General features: G+C 69.7%; 17 protein-coding genes. 11 read left to right on the plus strand and 6 right to left on the minus strand.

All coding sequences use genetic code 11. From position 1 onward, the window contains the following. Window positions 1-91: 91 nt before the first annotated feature. From ACGFYH_RS32585 to ACGFYH_RS32605, 5 genes are all read right to left on the minus strand, one after another. Window positions 92-412: a hypothetical protein gene (locus tag ACGFYH_RS32585; protein WP_393806769.1), complete on the minus strand. Its 321-nt coding sequence runs from the start codon at window positions 410-412 to the stop codon at window positions 92-94. Between the two features lie 312 nt (window positions 413-724). Next, on the minus strand, window positions 725-1,951 hold the full coding sequence (locus ACGFYH_RS32590) for a prenyltransferase/squalene oxidase repeat-containing protein (protein ID WP_393806770.1): 1,227 nt from the start codon (window positions 1,949-1,951) through the stop codon (window positions 725-727). Then, complete coding sequence (locus tag ACGFYH_RS32595) at window positions 1,879-2,337, minus strand: hypothetical protein (RefSeq protein ID WP_393806771.1); 459 nt, start codon at window positions 2,335-2,337, stop codon at window positions 1,879-1,881. Before ACGFYH_RS32595 ends, ACGFYH_RS32590 begins: the two co-directional genes overlap by 73 nt. 73 nt (window positions 2,338-2,410) lie before the next feature. Further along, entirely contained in the window at window positions 2,411-3,367 is a 957-nt protein-coding gene (locus ACGFYH_RS32600; RefSeq protein ID WP_393806772.1) for a hypothetical protein, read from the minus strand. A gap of 5 nt (window positions 3,368-3,372) precedes the next feature. Beyond that, window positions 3,373-3,765: a hypothetical protein gene (locus ACGFYH_RS32605; protein WP_393806773.1), complete on the minus strand. Its 393-nt coding sequence runs from the start codon at window positions 3,763-3,765 to the stop codon at window positions 3,373-3,375. Between the two features lie 494 nt (window positions 3,766-4,259). Here ACGFYH_RS32605 and ACGFYH_RS32610 point away from each other — a divergent pair, with 494 nt between their 5' ends. Continuing rightward, entirely contained in the window at window positions 4,260-4,484 is a 225-nt protein-coding gene (locus ACGFYH_RS32610) for a hypothetical protein (protein ID WP_393806774.1), read from the plus strand. A gap of 15 nt (window positions 4,485-4,499) precedes the next feature. Here the strand turns inward: ACGFYH_RS32610 and ACGFYH_RS32615 are convergent, their stop codons facing one another. Beyond that, complete coding sequence (locus tag ACGFYH_RS32615) at window positions 4,500-4,769, minus strand: hypothetical protein (RefSeq protein ID WP_393806775.1); 270 nt, start codon at window positions 4,767-4,769, stop codon at window positions 4,500-4,502. Between the two features lie 187 nt (window positions 4,770-4,956). Here ACGFYH_RS32615 and ACGFYH_RS32620 point away from each other — a divergent pair, with 187 nt between their 5' ends. The 10 genes from ACGFYH_RS32620 to fdh all read left to right on the plus strand — a co-directional run bounded on the left by ACGFYH_RS32620 (window position 4,957) and on the right by fdh (window position 18,796). Further along, a complete protein-coding gene (locus ACGFYH_RS32620; RefSeq protein WP_393806776.1) occupies window positions 4,957-5,520 on the plus strand; it encodes a hypothetical protein in 564 nt (187 codons plus the stop codon). Between the two features lie 98 nt (window positions 5,521-5,618). Next, complete coding sequence (locus ACGFYH_RS32625; RefSeq protein WP_393806804.1) at window positions 5,619-6,272, plus strand: DDE-type integrase/transposase/recombinase; 654 nt, start codon at window positions 5,619-5,621, stop codon at window positions 6,270-6,272. Further along, window positions 6,263-7,687 carry a cytochrome ubiquinol oxidase subunit I gene (locus ACGFYH_RS32630; RefSeq protein ID WP_393806777.1) on the plus strand — a complete coding sequence of 475 codons (1,425 nt, stop codon included), beginning with the start codon at window positions 6,263-6,265 and terminating at the stop codon, window positions 7,685-7,687. Before ACGFYH_RS32625 ends, ACGFYH_RS32630 begins: the two co-directional genes overlap by 10 nt. A 121-nt stretch (window positions 7,688-7,808) precedes the next feature. Beyond that, complete coding sequence (locus tag ACGFYH_RS32635) at window positions 7,809-8,834, plus strand: cytochrome d ubiquinol oxidase subunit II (RefSeq protein WP_393806778.1); 1,026 nt, start codon at window positions 7,809-7,811, stop codon at window positions 8,832-8,834. 328 nt (window positions 8,835-9,162) lie between these two features. After that, window positions 9,163-10,320, plus strand: coding sequence for an acyl-CoA dehydrogenase family protein (locus ACGFYH_RS32640; RefSeq protein ID WP_393806779.1), 1,158 nt, complete (start codon window positions 9,163-9,165; stop codon window positions 10,318-10,320). Between the two features lie 15 nt (window positions 10,321-10,335). Further along, a complete protein-coding gene (locus ACGFYH_RS32645) occupies window positions 10,336-11,187 on the plus strand; it encodes a phosphate/phosphite/phosphonate ABC transporter substrate-binding protein (protein WP_393806780.1) in 852 nt (283 codons plus the stop codon). After that, window positions 11,184-12,449 carry a ferritin-like domain-containing protein gene (locus ACGFYH_RS32650; RefSeq protein ID WP_393806781.1) on the plus strand — a complete coding sequence of 422 codons (1,266 nt, stop codon included), beginning with the start codon at window positions 11,184-11,186 and terminating at the stop codon, window positions 12,447-12,449. The genes ACGFYH_RS32645 and ACGFYH_RS32650 overlap by 4 nt, the downstream gene beginning before the upstream one ends. Window positions 12,450-12,983: 534 nt before the next feature. Continuing rightward, window positions 12,984-13,907, plus strand: coding sequence for a 4Fe-4S dicluster domain-containing protein (locus ACGFYH_RS32655; protein WP_393806805.1), 924 nt, complete (start codon window positions 12,984-12,986; stop codon window positions 13,905-13,907). Further along, window positions 13,904-14,923 carry an NrfD/PsrC family molybdoenzyme membrane anchor subunit gene (gene nrfD / locus ACGFYH_RS32660; RefSeq protein ID WP_393806782.1) on the plus strand — a complete coding sequence of 340 codons (1,020 nt, stop codon included), beginning with the start codon at window positions 13,904-13,906 and terminating at the stop codon, window positions 14,921-14,923. The genes ACGFYH_RS32655 and nrfD overlap by 4 nt, the downstream gene beginning before the upstream one ends. Window positions 14,924-15,535: 612 nt before the next feature. Continuing rightward, a complete protein-coding gene (gene fdh / locus ACGFYH_RS32665) occupies window positions 15,536-18,796 on the plus strand; it encodes a formate dehydrogenase (protein ID WP_393806783.1) in 3,261 nt (1,086 codons plus the stop codon). The last annotated feature ends 3 nt before the right edge of the window (window positions 18,797-18,799 follow it).

Here is an 18,799-nt window from a genome sequence, read left to right on the forward strand (position 1 = left end):
GCGGGTACTTCCTCGGGGCAGGCATCGTCAGAGCTCCTCTCATGAGCCCCATCTGACCTCCTGTCACCTCTCCCCGCATCTCGGGGGAACCTCAGGGGTGCGCGACGAGGCTGGACAGGGCTGTATCGAGGTGCTGGTCGCCTGCTGGCAGATGCTGTTCGCGGACGCGGTGGTCCAGGTCGGGGGCCGGGTCGTGGTGCCAGCGGGCTTTGAGTCCTGGGCCGTGGAGGTAGTGGGTCAGGCGCGGTTGTGATGTCAGGTGGGAGCCGACATAGGCGCGGAGTTCGCCGAGGCTTGGAGCGGTTCCTTCCAGGTGGAGGATCACTCCGATGGTCTGGGAGATCGAGGGATGGACCTGGGCCATGTCGTGCATGGTCAAATCCATGGAGGTGGGACGCAGAGGCATGGTCACGGGGTTCTCCGCGGTGGTGGTTCGATGGGGGACAGAAGTCAGGCCGGTGTGAGTCGGAAGATCGGCAGGAGGCGTCCCGGGCGTTGGGCGAAGGAGACGTCGGTGGGCCGGCTTCGATGAGGTGGTCTCAGGCGGCGGTCAGCTCGGGCCCTTCCAGTCAGTCGGCAGCGGTTCGGTCGAAGTGGGTCGGGGAGTTGTCTCATCCGCGCACGTGGGTCTCGGCCACCAGGGGTCAGTCGATGTCCGTTGCACCTCCGGTGACCGGGCGCACGTGCCCGGGCAGGGAAGGAGAAGCCGGCTCGCAGCGCGGTCTCATGGGGCTGTCCTCTCGGCGAGGTGCGCACTCCTGCGTTGGCGGCCTGGCCCGGTGATGTGCGATGGCCGGATGCGAGGGGTGAGGTGGCCCAGGGCGAGCAGAGTGAACGCGTCGGTCAGCACGGGCACGTGATAGGGGAAAGGACGCGGGCCGAGCATGTCGGGAACAGAGCTGACGCTGCCGTCGGGACGCTGCTGAGTGAGCAGGTAGCCAGTGGCCCGCGCAGCGGGAGCGGGGTCACGCTGCCCGGCCAGGATGATCAAGGCGTAGGCGGTGCTGATGGCATCGCTCGAGGCGCCGTCCCTCTGTCCGAAGCCGCCGTCCGCGTTCTGAGTGCTCTGCACCAGGCCGGCGATCCGACCGCTCACGTCTTGGACGGCCGGTAAGGACTGCCGGTGGTGGGGGCGAGTGGCGAGGTAGGCCCTGAAGAGGGTGTGCAGGCGACTGCTGCTCCAGCCGGGGGGAAAGGAGCCGTCAGGCATCTGGCGGTCCGCGAGAAAGCGCAGAGCAGGCTGGAGGAGGTGATGGTGGCGGCCTTGAGTGCTGAGCGCGTTGATCGCGGCGGCGGTCATGCATGCCTCGGAGGGAGTGCCCGCTCCGTAGGTGGGGAATCCGCCGTCGTCGCCGCGGACCGCGACCAGCGCGTCCAGGGCACGGTCGATCGGGTCGCGGTAGGTGACCGGGGCCAGCTGATGCAGGAATTCGACTGCGCCGGTGGTGCAGTCCGTGTCGGAGAGCTCAGCGTGGTCGGTGTAGGACCAGCCGCCGTTCGCATGCTGAACATGCACGAGGTGCCGGGCGATGCGGTGCAGCACCTCACGCGGTGCGCCGGCGCTGCCCAGGGCCAGGCCCGCGATGACGGTGCTCCACGTGTCGGTGTCCGTGACGAAAGGCAGGCCGCCGTCCTCCCGCTGGTGCTTGAGGGCGGTACTCAGGCCGGCATCGACAACGCTCTCCATACCGGGGACGTCTGCCAGGGCATGCAGGACTGACAGGTGAATGAAGAGGTTTCCCTCCCAAACCGCTCCCGGGCGTTGGGTGGATGCCAGCAGAGTGACACCGTCCCCGCCGGCGCGATCTCTGCCTACCGCCCGGGCCAGGATCGCGTTCACGGCAACGTCCTGCACCACAGCCCAGGGATGCAGCGCGCTCACGTCGACGGCATGGGCAGTGACGTCGGCACGGTCGGTAGCCGCGCCCAGCATGGTGAAGACGGCGTGCACCAAGGCGCGTTTGCGCGGTCCGTGAAGTCCGGTACCCGGCTGATGATGTCCTCGACGGCCTTGCGACGCGCCAGCTGCCTGGCGACCCGGCCCAGGGCAGCGGAGGCTACGGTCGCGTCGACGAGGTCATCGCTGTTCTCATGGCGCTCCAGGTAGCGGACGATGCGAGTACGCGCGTCGTGGTGGCCAGATCCGCACCGCTCCACCAGCGCCAGGGCGAGCGCGGATTCGAGGACCCGGCTTCGACAGGCGTCGCGCACGGCACCGTCCGCGCCCACCCGGTTCAGCACGTGCGCCAGAAGGCGTCCGCGTCCGGCCGGCAGCGCTGCTGGGAAGTGCGACGACAGCCAGGCCGGGGGGAGCTGCTTGGCGGCAGGAGGTCTCATCGGTAGGACAGTCCTTGGAGGGCGCGAGGAAGAGGTGCGTGCGTGAATCGGCAGGGCGGGCGAACGAGGTCCGTCACACCGGCCGGGGCGTCCAACGGGCATCGAAGCGATGGGTGGCGCCAAGCCAGTGCAGTGTCGCGGCCACAAAGGCACCGAGTGCCGCCACGTAGCGCCGTACTCCCTCCCGCTCGGTTCCGACAACGGCCATCGCCGTGAGGGAAGCGGCCAGCGCATGGAAATCCCTGACACGGTCATCGCGCATTGCCGTGACCTGCCCGCGAGCCGAGGACAGGGAGCAGCCGCGCTCACGGCTCACCACGACCACCAGGTTGTCGCGCTCCTCGCGTAGGTCGTCCTCGGTCGAGACCAGGTCATTGCTCCAGCCGGCCACATCGGCCGCGGCCCGCCGCAGGGCCCTCATGAGGTCCTCCCCCATGGGCAGGCCGGGCCAGGGCGCGCCCGCGGTGCACTCCAGGATGTCTGCCATAGGCAGGGCCGTAATGGTCCTGCGACGCCTCAGCACGTAGTCGCTGAGACCCATCCGGACCCGTTCGGTGCGATCGGCGGCCTCTTCCTGCATGGCCAGAGCGAAGTCGCGGTAGTCGGCAACGAACCGCTCCCGCCACTGAGCGGACATCCGCGGAGCCGTACGCCGCCACAGATCATCCAGGGCCTGCTCAATCCCGCTGCCACCTGCAGGGCCGCCGGTGATCACGTCCAGCAGGCGGGTGAACAGCGACGCGACGTCCTCCGGACGGATATCGACCCGGCTGCGGTCGAACCGGTCGTCGACCAGGCAGATGAACGCCGCCCACTGGGCCGTCAGTTCCAGATCGCCGTCGCTCGCCTCCGGCGCGGTCAGCTCAGCGAGTCTCCCGAGCCGCATAGCAAGCAGACGTCTCTCTTCGAAGGCGTCAACCACCAGACTCAAGTCCCGCGCCCATGCCAGCACCGCAGCGCCGGTCTTCTCAGCCCGGACCTCACCCAGCAGACCCGGACTGACAAGGCCGGCACCAGTCTTCTGCCCCATGCGACTCAGTCCAGCGCCGGTACCACATCGACACGGCCCGCCAGCGTGGCCAGGCTGCTCCCCGGGGGAACCGGCGACGCGCCGAACGCTCGGGAGAACACCGCCGCGCCCTGCGGCTCGAGCGTCGTGTCGAACGGCTTGCCCTCAATCCGGCCCGGCGAGTTCACGGAGGGCATGGTGACCGTGACCTGCGTCATGTCGAGCTCGTACGTGGAGAGATCAACCGGCCGCGCCGCTTGGTCTCCGACCGTCGCATCCACCAGCATCGACCGCTGGGCCAAGTCACCGTGCGCCCCGGTGAAGCGCAGACTGCGTCCGTCCGAGGCCCTGGTGAAGGTCAACGCACCACCCGCCGTCCAGGACCCCTCGGCCAGGTCGAGACTGATCTTGCCCTCCATCGGCCACTGCACGCACGGGGCCGGCCCTGAAGAGTCCAGCACAGCCGGCGCACCAGCCGCCATCACAACTCCGTCAGCCGTCAGATGCTCGGCCGCCGCTGAAGACAAGCACCACGCGATCGTCCCCGCGACAGGCATCACGGGTCCCGCAGCCACTGCCGCAGACACGCCAACGGCGGACAGGAAAACCAGAGCAGTAGCGATCTCCGTACGACGCCGCACGAGCAAGCCTTCCGTTGGAGGGCTGCCAGAATGCCCCACAACGCCTTCGACATCGGGTGAATGAACGTTTCCGCGAATGAAGTTCACCTGAAGGCGTGAGACAGCTGCCCGTTCCAGCTGAGCGGCGACGCGAACCCGTACGTCGATCCACCTCATCAACGGAACTGAAGCTTTTCCATCATCGGTCTTACCGGCGTTGCTGAGCGTCGGGCGTTTCGTGAGGGGATCCGGTTTCTGCCTGCATGCGGTTCGCGGCGGGTGAGAATACCGCGGTGATCGCGAAGGACCTGCGGGTGAGTGTGCGGTCGGTGGAACGCAGGCGCCGTGCCTGGCGCGACGGCGGCATGGAAGCCCTGCGCTCGACGGGCCCGGCGAACTCCCCGACCATCACCGATGCCCAGTTCACCGTATTTGAGGCAGAACTCGGCAAGGGCCCGACCGCGCACGGCTTCGACGACGAACGCTGGACCCTTGCTGTGCTGCTAGAAAGCCGGTGAGAAGAGCCGAATGCCTCACAGGCTCATTGACCAGGTGATACTCGCAATCACTGACGGATTCGCCCGTGGTCCAGCGGCCGGTTCTGCCATTCGGCCCTCCAGAGTCGATTCCAGGGCCCGCCGGGTCGGCTCGGCCAACAGGCCGCCCTCCCCGGCCAGCTTCACCCCGCCCGTCTGGGATCGGGCCACCAGCTCGGCGACCAACCCGTCAGCGACAGCGTTCGCCGGGTCCACGGCGGTCTCACCGGCCTCAATGTCACTCGTCACGACAGTCAGCAACTGCATTTTCAGGAACGGGAGTTACCTCACTCACCGTACAGACCCGGCTGACGCCTGGGCAGGCGCTCAGCGGCCCCGGCCACGCCTCCGGTAAGCCGACTCCGACCCGGCGTTGTCTCAAGCCCGTGACGGGAGGGCAGGTACTGGCGGAGGCCGAGCAACAATTCCATAGAGCACATGTTTCAATGACCGCATGGTGGAGGACAGCCCATGCCTGGGGCCGCTGGAACTGACCGACGGCCGTTGGGGAGTCGGGGACGCCACACGGCCCGATACCCACTGGGTGGAGTTCCGCCCGGACGGGCTCTACCAACACAAGCCAGACTCCGAGGGACAATTGATCCCGTGGTCCAGGATCATGAATGGCATATGGATCACCTGGGGCAAGCACTCCTGGAACACAAGCAGCAGAGGCCTTTACACGTCGAGGGGGATGGTCGCCACCCGCGACGGCGGCTGGATGCACACGACACTGCGTCACCCGTACGAGGACCACCAGTTGCGCTTCGACCAGCACACGCGCCCGTACCGGGCGGTGGACGCGCTCCGGTTGGAGTATCTGCTGCGGCAGCTCACCACTGAGGGAAAGCTGCGTCTCCTCAGCGACTCGGAATGGGCGGGTCGTGCCGCGGCGTACCTGGCCGGCGGGAAAAACCGCTGGATTACCAGCCGTGCACTGCGGCAGGTGGCGGCGGAGGCCCTGGCAGCAGCCGACCCCGGCAGCCCTCGACAGCTGCCATCACCATCGGCGCCATGACCGGACAACAGACAGCAGGATCGCCACTGCGGCCCGGGCACGGCCTTCACCCCGCCGTCAACCTGCTGAGCCGCGACTTCACCGCCTCCGAGCCCGGCATGCGGCTGGGCGGTGACATCGCCTTCATCGCCACCGGCGAGGGCTGGCTCTACCTGGCAACCTGGCTGGACCTGGCTACCCGCGAAATCGTCGGTTACTCGATGGCCCATGACCACCGGGCTTCCCTGGTCGTCGACGCGCTGGCGTTGGCCGCCGGCCGCGGACGACCTCAGCCAGGCCGCATAGTCCACTCGGGCCGCGGATCCGAGTACACCTGCGAAGAACTCCGGTGTGGGATACGGCCAGTTGGGGATGAGGCTGAGCATGGGACGGACCGGGGCGTGCTTCGACAATGCCCTTGCCGAGTCCTTCCCTGCCGTGCGGAAGGAAGAGATCGGCACCCGCCGCTGGCCCGACCGGGCCACCGCCCGCGCCGAGATCTCGCCCGGCGCCCACTGCCCCGCTCCGCTGGGCCGCTCGACAACGCCCCGCACCCGGCCGGCGGTCACCGCGGTGGCTTCGTGGAGGCGTGGCGGGGCGACTTCTGCCGGCCATGCCGCTACCTTCACAAGGGACAGATCACGGCAGACACCCCACATCTGGATAGATGCGGCGTCTGCCGGGCGCCGGCCGGAGTCGTTCGCCAACCGTCAACGAGCGGGCGTTCACGGCTCCGGGCAGGGTTCACCACGGGGAGCGAGGCGTGTCCTTGATTCATCATCTGGCCTCGGCGCCGTGGCCGGTAACCGCACTGGCCTTGGGCAAGGTGTCCGAAGGGGACCTCGCCGCCGCCCGGGCGCAGATGGGCTTCTCCCTCGCCTGGCACATCGTCGTCGCGTGTCTCGGCGTGGGCCTGCCCGCGCTCACGCTGATCGCCGAGTGGTACGGCATCCGTACGGGAAACCCTGCCCACCGGCTACTGGCACGCAGGTGGGCCCGTGCGATGGGTGTGCTCTTTGCCGTGGGCGCGGTGTCCGGCACGATCCTCAGCTTCGAGATGGGGCTGCTGTGGCCGGGGCTGATGGGAAGGTTCGGCCAGGTCATCGGACTGCCCTTCGCGCTGGAGGGCATCGCCTTCTTCATCGAGGCAATCTTTCTGGGGATCTACCTCTACGCCTGGGACCGGCTACCACCGAAACAGCACCTGCTCACCGGCCTGCCGATCGTCGTGGCGGGTGTCGCCTCGGCGTTCTTCGTGGTCTGCGCCAACGCCTGGATGAACCAGCCCCGCGGCTTCGTGCTGCGTAGGGGGGAAGTCGTCGACGTGGACCCCTGGGCAGCGATGCTCAACCCCGCGAGTCCGCCCCAGGCCGTGCACATGATCCTCGCCGCGTTCATGGTGGCGTCCTTCCTGACGGCCGCGGTCTACGCGGTCGCCCTGCTGCGTGGCCGCCGAGACACCTATCACAAGGCGGGGTTCTACATCCCGTTCACGCTGGGAGCAGTGGTGACGCCCTTTCAGCTCGTCGTGGGAGATTGGGCCGCGCGCTTCCTGGCGGAGTTCCAACCCGCGAAGCTGGCGGCTGTCGAGGGAGTCTTCACTACCGGCTCCCACGTGCCGCTGACTCTGGGCGGGATCGCTCGTGACGACGCGCTGCGCTATGGGCTGGAAGTCCCCAGCGGTCTCTCCCTGCTGGTCGGATACACCCCGAGCACCGTCGTCCAGGGCCTGGACACGGTTCCCCGCAACCAGTGGCCGGCGGTGACGGGTGTGCACTGGGCGTTCGACATCATGGTGGGTATCGGACTGTTCCTCCTGGCCCTGGGGGCGTGGTTGCTGCTCTCCTGGTGGCGCGGGCGCCATGTGCAGGGTGAGTTGCTCGACCAGCGCGGCTCCCGGCTGTTCCTGAGGCTGGCCGTCGTCAGCGGTCCCGCCTCGGTGGTCGCACTGGAGAGCGGCTGGTGCGTCACCGAACTCGGGCGGCAGCCCTGGATCGTCTGGGGAATCATGAGCGTGCGCGACGCCGTGAACCCGGCCCCGGGCCTCATGGCCGGGCTGTGGCTGGTATTGACCGTCTACGCCGGCATGACCGTCGCGACCGTATACGTGCTCCGCCGTCTGGCCAAGGGCACCGCCGTGCCTCTGGCACCGCAGGAGCAGGATGTCGAGAGTTATCCCGTCGTATGACCGGCGCGCGACCTCCCAGCGCTCTGCGTCGTCCGCATCACCCGGGGTGCACCCCCACTCGTAACCTTCACCACCCGAACCGCTTCTCGCGCCGCCCTGTCGGCCAGCACCGGAGGTGACCGTGCTTGCAGACACGGCTCTTGCTGTCATGTGGCTGGGCCTGACCTGCTACGCCCTGTTCGGCGGGGCAGATTTCGGGGCCGGTGTATGGGACCTGCTCGCCGGCGGCTCCCGGCGCGGACTGCCCCAGCGCCGTCTGATCGAACACAGCATCGGCCCCATCTGGGAGGCCAACCACGTCTGGCTCATCTTCGTGATCGTGCTCCTGTGGTCCGCCTTCTCTCCCGTCTTCGCCGCCGTCATGTCCACGCTCTACCTGCCGCTGACGCTCGCGGCGCTGGGCATCATCGCGCGCGGGGCCGCGTTCGCCTTCCGCAAGGCGAGCACCGAGCTGTGGCAGCAGCGGCTGTTCGGGGCGTTCTTCGCCCTGTCTTCCCTGATCACGCCGTTCTTCCTCGGTGCCGTGGCCGGGGCGGTCGCCTCCGGACGGGTACCACCCGGCCTCGCCGTCGGTGACGTGCTCACCAGCTGGCTCAATCCCACGTCGGCCCTCGGCGGCGTTCTGGCTGTCACCACCTGCGCCCACCTCGCCGCGGTGTACCTGTGCGCCGACGCCGCTCGCGACGGCGAGAGGGCGCTCGCCTCGGCCTTCGCCCGTCGCGCCATCATCAGCGGTCTGGCCAGCGGCGCCGTCGCGTGCGCCGGCATCGCCGTCCTGCACGCCGACGCCCCCGAACTCTTCCACGGGCTGACCCATCGCGCGCTGCCGCTGGTCGTCCTCAGCGCTGTCGCCGGTCTCCTCGGTCTGGCCCTGCTGAGCCAGAACCGCTTCGTTCTGGCCCGTCCCGCCTCAGCGCTGGCGGTTGCCGCGATCCTTTGGGCCTGGGGCGCGGCGCAGTACCCCGCGATGCTGGTCGGCGGAACCACCGTCGACCAAGCAGCCTCGAACGGAGCGGTGCTGGCGGCCTGCCTGGTAGTACTGGCTGTCGGAGCCCTCCTGCTCATCCCCTCACTGTGGCTGCTGTACGCCACGTTCCAGCGCACGCCTGCGTCGAGGTCCGGCTCCTCTCCCTCGTCCGGATCCTGAGGACGGAGCAGCCGAGGCCGCTGCCGGCCACTGGCCTTGTTCACGAGTAGCGGTTCTGGCTCGGTTTTGTGATCGTCACGGCGGCTTGTCCGGCTAGAGGTCGAACAGTGGGACTGCCTGTGCGGGCTCGGGTGTGAGGACACCCCGACGAGCCGAGGTCGGTAAACGGTCCACGGCCGACGCACCCTACGGCGCCTGCTGTCCCATTCCGTGATCATCACTCTTTCGCCCGCCCGGCGCGCGCTCCCACGGACCTGGCGGTGGGACTGCTTGGCTTGGCCGTCCACCAACGAGATTGACATGTCCCACCCGCCTGCGAAGGAGCCGTATGTCCGCATTCACTGAGGTATCGCCGACACACGTGAGCGCGGCATTCGAGACGGTGCTCAACGAGACCGTGCGACCGTTCGCGGACGAGGTGGACCGAACCGGCCGCTTTCCCCTTGCGGGAGTGCGGGCCCTCGCGGACGCGGGGCTGCTGGGGTTGCTCAGCTCCCCGGAGCACGGCGGATCCGGCGGGGACCTGCGGGATGCGGCGGTTGTGGTGGAACGGCTGGCCGGGGTGTGCGGCTCCACCGCCATGGTCCTGCTCATGCACTACGCGGCCGTCACCGTCGTGGACCGCCATGGACCACAGGACGTACGGCGGGCCATCGCCGAGGGACGGCATCTGAGCACGCTGGCTCTCTCCGAAAAGGGGTCGCGCAGCCACTTCTGGGCGTCCTCCGGGACGGCGGCCCCGGAGGATACGGATACGGTGCGCCTGGACGCGGAGAAGTCGTGGGTCACATCGGCCGGGGAGGCCGACAGCTATGTCTGGTCGAGCAGGCCGCTGCGGGCCGGCGGCGTCATGTCACTGTGGCTGGTCCCAGCCGGCAGCGCGGGCCTGCTGGTGCGGGGCGATTACGACGGGTTCGGGCTGCGTGGCAACGCCTCCAGTCCGGTCACCGCCAAGGGTGTGTCGGTGCCGCGCGCTGCTCTGCTCGGCGCGGACGGCGAGGGCCTGGACACGGCCCTGTCCCTGGTGCTGCCCTGCTTTCTCGTGCTCAGCGCGGCTTTCTCCCTCGGGGTGACCGAGGCGCTCCTGGAACTGGCGTCACGCCAGCTTCGGAGCACCCGGCTCGAGCATCTGGACCAGACGCTGGCCGAGCAGCCCGTCCCCCGTCAGCAGTACGCGCGACTGCGATTGCGGGCCGACGCCGTACGGTCCTTCCTCGACGACACGCTCACCGCTCTGGCCACGGGCCGCGCCGACGCGCAGGTGCGTGTCCTGCAGGCCAAGGCGCTGGCCGCCGAGACCGCCGCCGAAGTCGCGGACGGCGTGATGCGGCTGTGCGGCGGGGCGGCGTTCCGCCGGGAGCTAGGGGTGGAGCGGCGGTTCAGGGACTCGCTGGCGGCGCGGGTGATGGCGCCGACCACCGAGGCCCTGTACGACTTCTGCGGTCGGGCCGGGCTCGGTCTGCCGCTGTTCGAAGAGACCCGTTGACCGGGAGGGAACCCGTTGAACACCGTCGTTCTGGGCGCCGTCGCCTACGACCCGAAGGTCGTCACCATCTGGGCCGGGTTCCGTTCCTGGCTGCGGCGTCAGGGGCTGCCGTTCGACTTCGTGCTCTACGCACACTATGAGCGGCAGACCGAAGATCTGGTGCACGGCCGGATCGACGTCGCGTGGCACTCGCCGCTGGCCTGGCTGCGCAGCGGCAGACTGGCACGGGAGGCGCGGGTACACGTCCGGCCGCTCGTCATGCGCGACACCGATCGCGACCTCACCTCGGTCGTGGTCGTCCGGGCCGAGGGACCCGCGACGGTCACGGACCTGAAGGGGCGCGCGATCGCCGTCGGCGCGGTCGACTCCCCGCAGGCCACCCTGCTGCCCCTGCACCATCTGCGCGAGCTCGGGCTCGCCGCCGGCACCGATTTCGAGGTACGGCGCCATGACACCGGGGTGGGGCTCCACGGTGACCACATCGGCGGGGAGCGGGAAGCCGCCCGCGCTCTAATGGCGGGCGAGGTGGCGGCAGCCTGCATGATCGATGCCAACCATCTGCTGTTCGGCCAGGAGGGTACCTTCCCGGCGGGCGCCACCCGTCTGCTGTCCCGCACCGCGCCCTTCGACCACTGCCTCCTGGTGGCTGGCCCGTCCCTCGACCCGGAGCTCGGCGAGGAGCTCACCTCCCTGCTGCTGTCGATGTCCGCGGCGAACCCCGAGGTGCGTCACCTGATGGAACTCGAAGGGCTCACGCGGTGGCTCCCCGGCCGGGAGAGCGGGTACGCCGATCTCACAGCCGCGGTGGAAGAGGCGGGTTTCTACGACACCGACGGCCGGATCACGGCCGCCGGTTACCGGCCGTGAGCCTGGAAGCCTCCGGGTCCTCATCGCCGCCGGGTTCCGCGTTCCCGGCCGGTACCTCGCTGCTGGACCTGGCCGGGCTCGGTTTCGACCGGGGTGCCCATGTGCTGCTGCGCAGGGCGCTCTGCCAGGTACGGCCGGGCGGGCGGGTGGCCGTCTCCGGCACCGACCCGGCGCTGGTCGCGCACCTCACCGCATGGTGCCGCCGAGAGGGCCACACCGTGCAGCCCGCGATGTCCGGCGACTCGCCGGCACAGGCGCGTAACGTGCGGGCGTACGTGGTGTGCGGTGCCGCCGACTCCAGCCGCCGGCAGGGCGCCGAACGCGCCGGCGACCCCAGGCCCGGGCAGGTGGCCGACCGGGCACCGCTGCACTGGGGACTGGCGGCGCGCGGTGCCCTGGTGGAGTCCGGCGGGCCCGAGGTGCCCTTTCCGGTCACCCGCCGGGACACCGCCTGGACCGATCTGGCGCCGCGGTTGTACCGCCAGGCCGCCGCGGCTCAGTGGAACCCGCTGACGGACATCAGCTGGGACGCGCCCTTCCATCTCCCTCAAGAGGTGGAGGCGGCGGTCGTGCAAGTCATGACGTACCTGGTGGAAAACGAGCAGGCAGCCCTGGTGGTGCCCGCGCGACTGCTCGTCCAGGTGCACCCCCACTTCCGCGAGGTGCTCCAGTTGCTCGCCGTGCAGGCCGCCGACGAGGCCCGGCACGTCGAGGTCTTCACCCGGCGGGCGCTGCTGAAGGGCAACTCGATGGGCACCTCCTCGGCCGGGAGCCGGGCGTCGCTGGCTACGCTGCTCGCCGAGCCGGACTTCTCGATCGCCTCCTTCCTGCTGTCGGTGCTCGGAGAAGGCAGCTTCCTCAATCTGCTGACGTTTCTCGAGCGGTACGCACCGGACCCGGTGACGCGCCGGATCTGCCATCTGGTGCGCCAGGACGAGGCCCGACACGTGGCCTTCGGCCTGGGGCACCTCGAGCACCGCGCCGACGTGGACCCGCGACTGCGCGGGCGACTGCGGGCAGCCGTGGAGCACCGCCACGACGTGCTGGCCGACACGGCGGGCCTGAACCGGGACGTGTTCGAGGCGCTCGTGGTGCTGGCGGCCGGCTCGTGGAAGCCGGAGGCGATCGCCCGAGGCTGGCGAGCGGTCCAGCGACTGCAGGCGGAGATGGACGAGGGGCGCCGCCACCGGCTGTCCCGGCTGGGGTTTCCCGACGAGGAGGCCGCCGCCCTGTCGGCGCTGCACACCCGCAACTTCATGTAGACGCCCCCTTTTTCGGGGCCTTCTCGGACGAACGACCGGTCTTCGTCGGCTTACAGCGCGGTCTCGGGCGTGCACCGTCCGGGCACTCGTGCGAGGCTCGAGTGGGCACACCGGTGTATAAGAGTGGGAACGGCGTGGCGGAGGATCAACGTTGCACGAGCACCTTCACCCAAGTCGCGATTCCGCAGCCGCGGGGTGGGCGCCTTCTCCGGCGCTCGCAGTTCCCGCAGGAGTCGTTCGCCGACCACGGCTCGTTCCCGGTGGGCGGAGACGGCGGTGGTCCGGCAAGCGGGCGGAATCCTCCGCCACCGAGTGTCAGCTGCAGCCGGCCGAGGCCCTGAGGGCCGCAGCCGGCGCGGCTGCGGACAGCGGTCCGGGAGCTGAACAAGGAGGTCGGCCGTGACCGAGGGCGATACGACGGCGGCGAACGCGGTGGACGGCGATCCGCCGTCAACGTCCGCGTCCGAGCACCTGCTGTTCGGGCCGCAGCCGGATGTGGCGCAGGCTGCCGGCTACACCGGCACCCAGCCGCGCATGGGCTTCTTCACCGACACCTCCGTCTGCATCGGCTGCAAGGCGTGCGAGGTGGCGTGCAAGGAGTGGAACGCCGTGCCGGAGGACGGTCTGGAGCTGACCGGCATGTCCTACGACAACACCCAAGGACTGGGCGCGGACACCTGGCGGCACGTGGCCTTCATCGAGCAGCGCAAGCCGCTGGGCGGTCAGGAGCCCGGCGTCGACCACAGCGGTTTCGACGTGTTCGACGCTGCCCGCAACCTGGGCACCTCGTCCTCCTCCCCCGGTCCCGGGAGCACTGCACCGGCACCGCAGTCGGCCCCGGCCGGCGCGCCGTCGGGAGAGATCTCGCCACTTTCGCCCGACGGACGCACCGAGCTGCGCTGGCTGATGGCCTCCGACGTGTGCAAGCACTGCACGCACGCGGCCTGCCTGGACGTGTGCCCCACGGGTTCCCTGTTCCGCACCGAGTTCGGCACGGTCGTCGTACAGGAGGACATCTGCAACGGCTGCGGGTACTGCGTGCCCGCCTGCCCGTACGGGGTCATCGACCAGCGCAAGGAGGACGGCCGGGTCTGGAAGTGCACCCTGTGCTACGACCGGCTCGGCGTCGGCATGGAACCGGCCTGCGCCAAGGCGTGCCCCACCGAGTCCATCCAGTTCGGCCCGCTGGACGAACTGCGTGAGCGGGCCGCGGCCCGGGTGGCGCAGTTGCACGCGGCCGGGGTGGCCGATGCCCGGCTGTACGGGGAAAGCCCGGAGGACGGGGTCGGCGGGGACGGAGCGTTCTTCCTGCTGCTCGACGAACCCGAGGTCTACGGCCTGCCACCGGATCCGGTGGTCACCACCCGGGATCTGCCCGCGATGTGGAAACAGGCGGCGACGGCCGCTGTGGCGCTCGCCGCGCTGGGCGTCGCCAGCTTCGTCAGGAGGACCCGGTGAGCGATTCGGACGTCACCCGTGAGGGCGTGCAGGGAGCACATCCCGGGCGCGACGCACCGACGGGCGGCCGGGCGGGGCGGCGCAGGAAACGCCGTGGTCGCGGCGAGCAGCCGATGGTCCCCGACGCCCAGTTCTCGTCCTACTACGGCAAACCAGTCGTGAAGAAACCGACCTGGAAACCCCTCGATATCGCCGGCTACCTCTACCTCGGCGGCCTGGCCGGCGCTTCCTCGCTGCTTGCGGCCGGCGCACACGTCACGGAACGCCCGCACCTGGCGAGGGTGGCGAAACTCGGTGCCGCGGGCGCCATCACCCTGTCGCTGGGGGCGCTCGTCCACGACCTGGGCCGGCCCGCACGGTTCGTCAACATGCTCCGCGTCTTCAAGCCCACCTCTCCCATGAACGTCGGCTCATGGCTGCTGGCCGGGTACGCGCCGCTGACGATGGCCGCGGCGGCCGCCGACGTCGCTGGCCGGTACCGCGTCATGGGCGCGGGCGCCACGGCGGCCGCCGCCGCTCTGGGTCCGGCGGTCGCCACCTACACCGCCGTACTGCTCTCCGACACGGCGGTACCCTCCTGGCACGAGGGCTACCGCGAGCTGCCGTTCGTCTTCGCCGGTTCCAGCGCCACAGCGGCGGCCGGGCTCGCACTGGCCGTCGGGCCGATGGCCCAGACGGGCCCAGCGCGCCGCATGGCGGTGTGCGGAGCCGCACTGGAGCTGGGCACCTTTCATCTGATGAAACATCGCATGGGTCTGGTGGCCGAGCCGTACGAGCAGGGCAAACCGCACAAGCTGTTGCGCGCCGCGGAGTTGCTCACGGCGGGAGGGGCCGCGTTGGCGGCGTACACGGGCCGTCGCCCCAGCCGGGCGCTGGGCGCGGCGGGCGGACTGGCGCTGCTGGCCGGCTCCGCCGCGCTGCGGTTCGGGGTGTTCCACGCCGGTGTGCGATCGGCGGAAGATCCCAAGTACACCGTGATGCCGCAGCGGGAACGGCTCGCGGCACGCTCCGGCTGAGACGCGCGGGCCGTTCACCGCACCCCGCGGCCGAGGTACCGGGGCGAGGGCCTGCCTCCCGAACACGCGTATGGACAGCCGACGCAGTGGACGTAGGCCGCGCCCCGGCGGCAACGCAATTCCGCGAGGCTGCGCCGACGATCGCACAGACGCGTACGCGGTCACGGGCGGAGCACGCCAACCGGGTGACAAGGCGCTGCTGTCGACTCCCAGGACCGTGGGAAGCACGGTGGCGACACGGACCGTCAGCACGGTCACGACGATGCCCGCGCTGAACACAGCCCGCGGCCACGGCACCGACCGCGGGAAACCCGCGCAGGGGCGCAACCGGAACGTGCGGCCTGACGGCGGCACGCATGACGCACTCTCAGGGACCGTCTGGGGCCGGCGCCCGGCGGGTCCCGCCAGGTTTCACCCCCCTTCGCCACGGGTACTTTGCAGCAGCCGGATCGAGGTTCCGCGCACCACGCGGACCAGAGGGCCGGCAGCAGCACGAGGAATGCGAGTACGGGACTCCCTGCCACCTGCCCCCGATCAATGGCACAGCGGACGGGCGGGCAGCCGAAGGGGAAAAGAGCTGGACCATGAAGGCTCACGCGAAAGGCTCCCATCATGGGCGTACGTACCTGGATCGACTCCTGGCCGGTCTACCGCCAGCTCAAGGGCACTGACCCCCTGGGCCGCGGCGCCGCCGCCAAGAGCGCGACCAGCGCACGGCTCACCCCCCGGGTCGCCTCGGCGGACCGGGTGGTCAAGTCGATCTGTCCGTACTGCGCCGTGGGCTGCGGCCAAAACGTGTACGTGGAGGAGGAGCGCGTCACCCAGATCGAGGGCGACCCCGACTCCCCCATCTCCCGCGGCCGACTGTGCCCCAAGGGGGCGGCCAGCCTCCAGCTGACCACGGGCGGCGCCCGCGAACACCACGTGCTCTACCGACGCCCGCACGCCACCGACTGGGAGCGCCTCGACCTGGACACGGCGATGGACATGATCGCCGACCGGGTGATCGAGGCGCGCCGAGCCGGCTGGCAGTGGGAGGTCGACGAGACCCGCACCCGCCGCACGCTCGGCATCGCGAGCCTCGGCGGCGCGACCCTCGACAATGAGGAGAACTACCTGATCAAAAAGCTCTTCACCGCCCTGGGCGCGGTGCAGATCGAGAATCAGGCACGTGTTTGACACTCCTCCACCGTTCCCAGTCTGGGAACCTCGTTCGGCCGCGGCGGCGCGACCACCTTCCAGCAGGACCTGCAGAACTCCGACTGCATCGTCATCCAGGGCTCGAACATGGCCGAGTGCCATCCGGTCGGGTTCCAGTGGGTGATGGAGGCCAAGGCCCGTGGCGCGAAGGTGATCCACGTCGATCCGCGGTTCACCAGGACCAGTGCGCTGGCCGACGTCCATGTACCGCTGCGCGCGGGCTCGGACATCGCCTTCCTCGGCGCGGTCATCAACTACGTGCTGAGCAACGACAAGTACTTCCGTGACTACGTGGTGGCCTACACCAACGGCCCCGTCGTGCTGCGCGAGGACTTCCGCGACACCGAGGACCTCGACGGCGTCTTCTCCGGCCTCGACCGCGACAGCCGCAGCTACGACAACGGCAGCTGGCAGTACGAGGGCACGGAAATGCAGGCGGCGTCCGGGCAGCGCGATCAGGAGTACGAGAACCGCACCGGCGGCGGAGCCCCGGTGACAGAAGCGGCGGGTGGCGAGTCGCACGGCTCGGGCGGCGCCGACATCGGCGAGGGCGAGATCGAACGCGACGAGACGATGACGCACCCGCGCTGCGTCTTCCAGGTGCTCAAGCGGCACTACGCCCGCTACACGCCCGAGATGGTCGAGCAGATCTGCGGTGTGCCGCAGAACCTCTTCCAGCAGGTGTGCGAACTGGTCACGGACAACTCGGGCCGCGACCGTACCACCGCCTTCGCCTACGCGGTCGGCTGGACGCAGCACACGGTAGGCGTGCAGTACATCCGTGCCGCCGCCGTGCTGCAGAGCCTGCTCGGCAACATCGGCCGCCCCGGCGGCGGCATCCTCGCCCTGCGGGGACACGCCTCCATCCAGGGATCCACGGACATTCCCACCCTCTTCAACCTGCTGCCCGGCTACATTCCCATGCCGCACGCGCACAAGCAGGAGGACCTGGACGCGTTCGTCAAGGGTGAGGCGGCCCGCAAGGGCTACTGGGGCAACATGGGCGCCTACCTGGTCAGCCTGCTCAAAGCGTACTGGGGGGACGCGGCGACGGCGGAGAACGACTTCTGCTTCGACTACCTGCCACGGCTCACGGGCTCGCACTCCACGTACGAGACCGTCATGGCGCAGCTGGAGGGGACCTGCAAGGGCTACTTCCTGATGGGCGAGAACCCGGCCGTCGGCTCGGCCAACGCCAAGATGCAGCGTCTCGGTATGGCGAACCTGGACTGGCTGGTGGTGCGTGACTTCTCGCTCATCGAGTCGGCGACCTGGTGGAAGGACGGCCCGGAGATCGAGACGGGCGAGATGCGCACCGAGGACATCGGCACAGAGGTGTTCTTCCTGCCGGCCGCCGCCCACACCGAGAAGGACGGCAGCTTCACCAACACCCAGCGCCTGTTGCAGTGGCACCACCAGGCCGTCGAACCACCCGGCGAGGCGCGCAGCGACCTGTGGTTCACCTACCATCTGGGCCGCGTCATCCGCCGCAGGCTCGCCGGGTCGACGGACCCGATGGACCGGCCGCTCATCGACCTGACCTGGGACTACCCGCTCAAGGGCGAATTATCCGAACCGGACGCGGAGGCAGTGCTCGCCGAGATCAACGGTCACGACGCCGACGGCAACCCCCTCTCCTCGTACGAACAGTTGCGCGATGACGGCTCCACGGTGTGCGGCTGCTGGATCTACTGCGGCGTTCACACCGACGGCGTGAACCAGGCCGCCCGCCGCAAACCCGGTGAGCAGCAGGACTGGGTGGCGAGCGAGTGGGGCTGGGCGTGGCCGGCCAACCGCCGTGTGCTGTACAACCGCGCCTCGGCCGATCCGGACGGCAAGCCGTGGAGCGAGCGCAAGGCGCTGGTGTGGTGGGACGGGGACCAGGACAAGTGGGTGGGACACGATGTCCCCGACTTCTCCCCCGACAAGTCCCCCGGCCACGAGCCGCCGCCCGACGCAACCGGGCCCGAGGCCCTGTCGGGCACCGACGCGTTCATCATGCAGGCCGACGGCAAGGCCTGGCTGTACGTGCCCTCCGGACTCACCGACGGACCGCTGCCCGCCCACTACGAGCCGCAGGACTCGCCCTTCCCCAACCTCCTGTACAAACAACAGCGCAACCCGGTGCGGCACCTGCTGCCTTCGCGACCGGACAACCGCTACCAGCCGAGCGGGGGCGCACCCGGCTCCGAGGTGTTCCCCTACGTGGCCACCACGTACCGGCTCACCGAGCACCACACGGCGGGCGGCATGTCCCGCTGGCAGCCCTACCTCGCCGAGCTCCAGCCGGAGTTCTTCTGCGAGGTCTCCCCGGAGCTGGCCGCGGAGCGCTCTCTGGAGCACACCGGCTGGGCGACCGTGGTCAGTGCCCGCGGCGTGATCGAGGCCCGGGTACTGATCACCGACCGCGTGGTGCCGCTGACGGTGCACGGTCGGCCCCTGCACCAGGTGGGTCTGCCCTACCACTGGGGTCCCAACGGGTACAGCACGGGTGACGCGGCCAACGAGCTGCTGCACCTGTCCCTGGATCCGAACACGCACATTCAGGAGGCCAAGGCGCTCGCCGTGGACATCCGGCCAGGACGGCGCCCGCGGGGGCCGGCCGCGCTGGAGCTGGTGCGGGAGTACCGGGCGCGGGCGGGCATCGACGAGCACACCGGTACGGAGCCGTGACCG

Source organism: Streptomyces sp. NPDC048392, from assembly GCF_043200575.1.
Classification (GTDB): domain Bacteria; phylum Actinomycetota; class Actinomycetes; order Streptomycetales; family Streptomycetaceae; genus Streptomyces.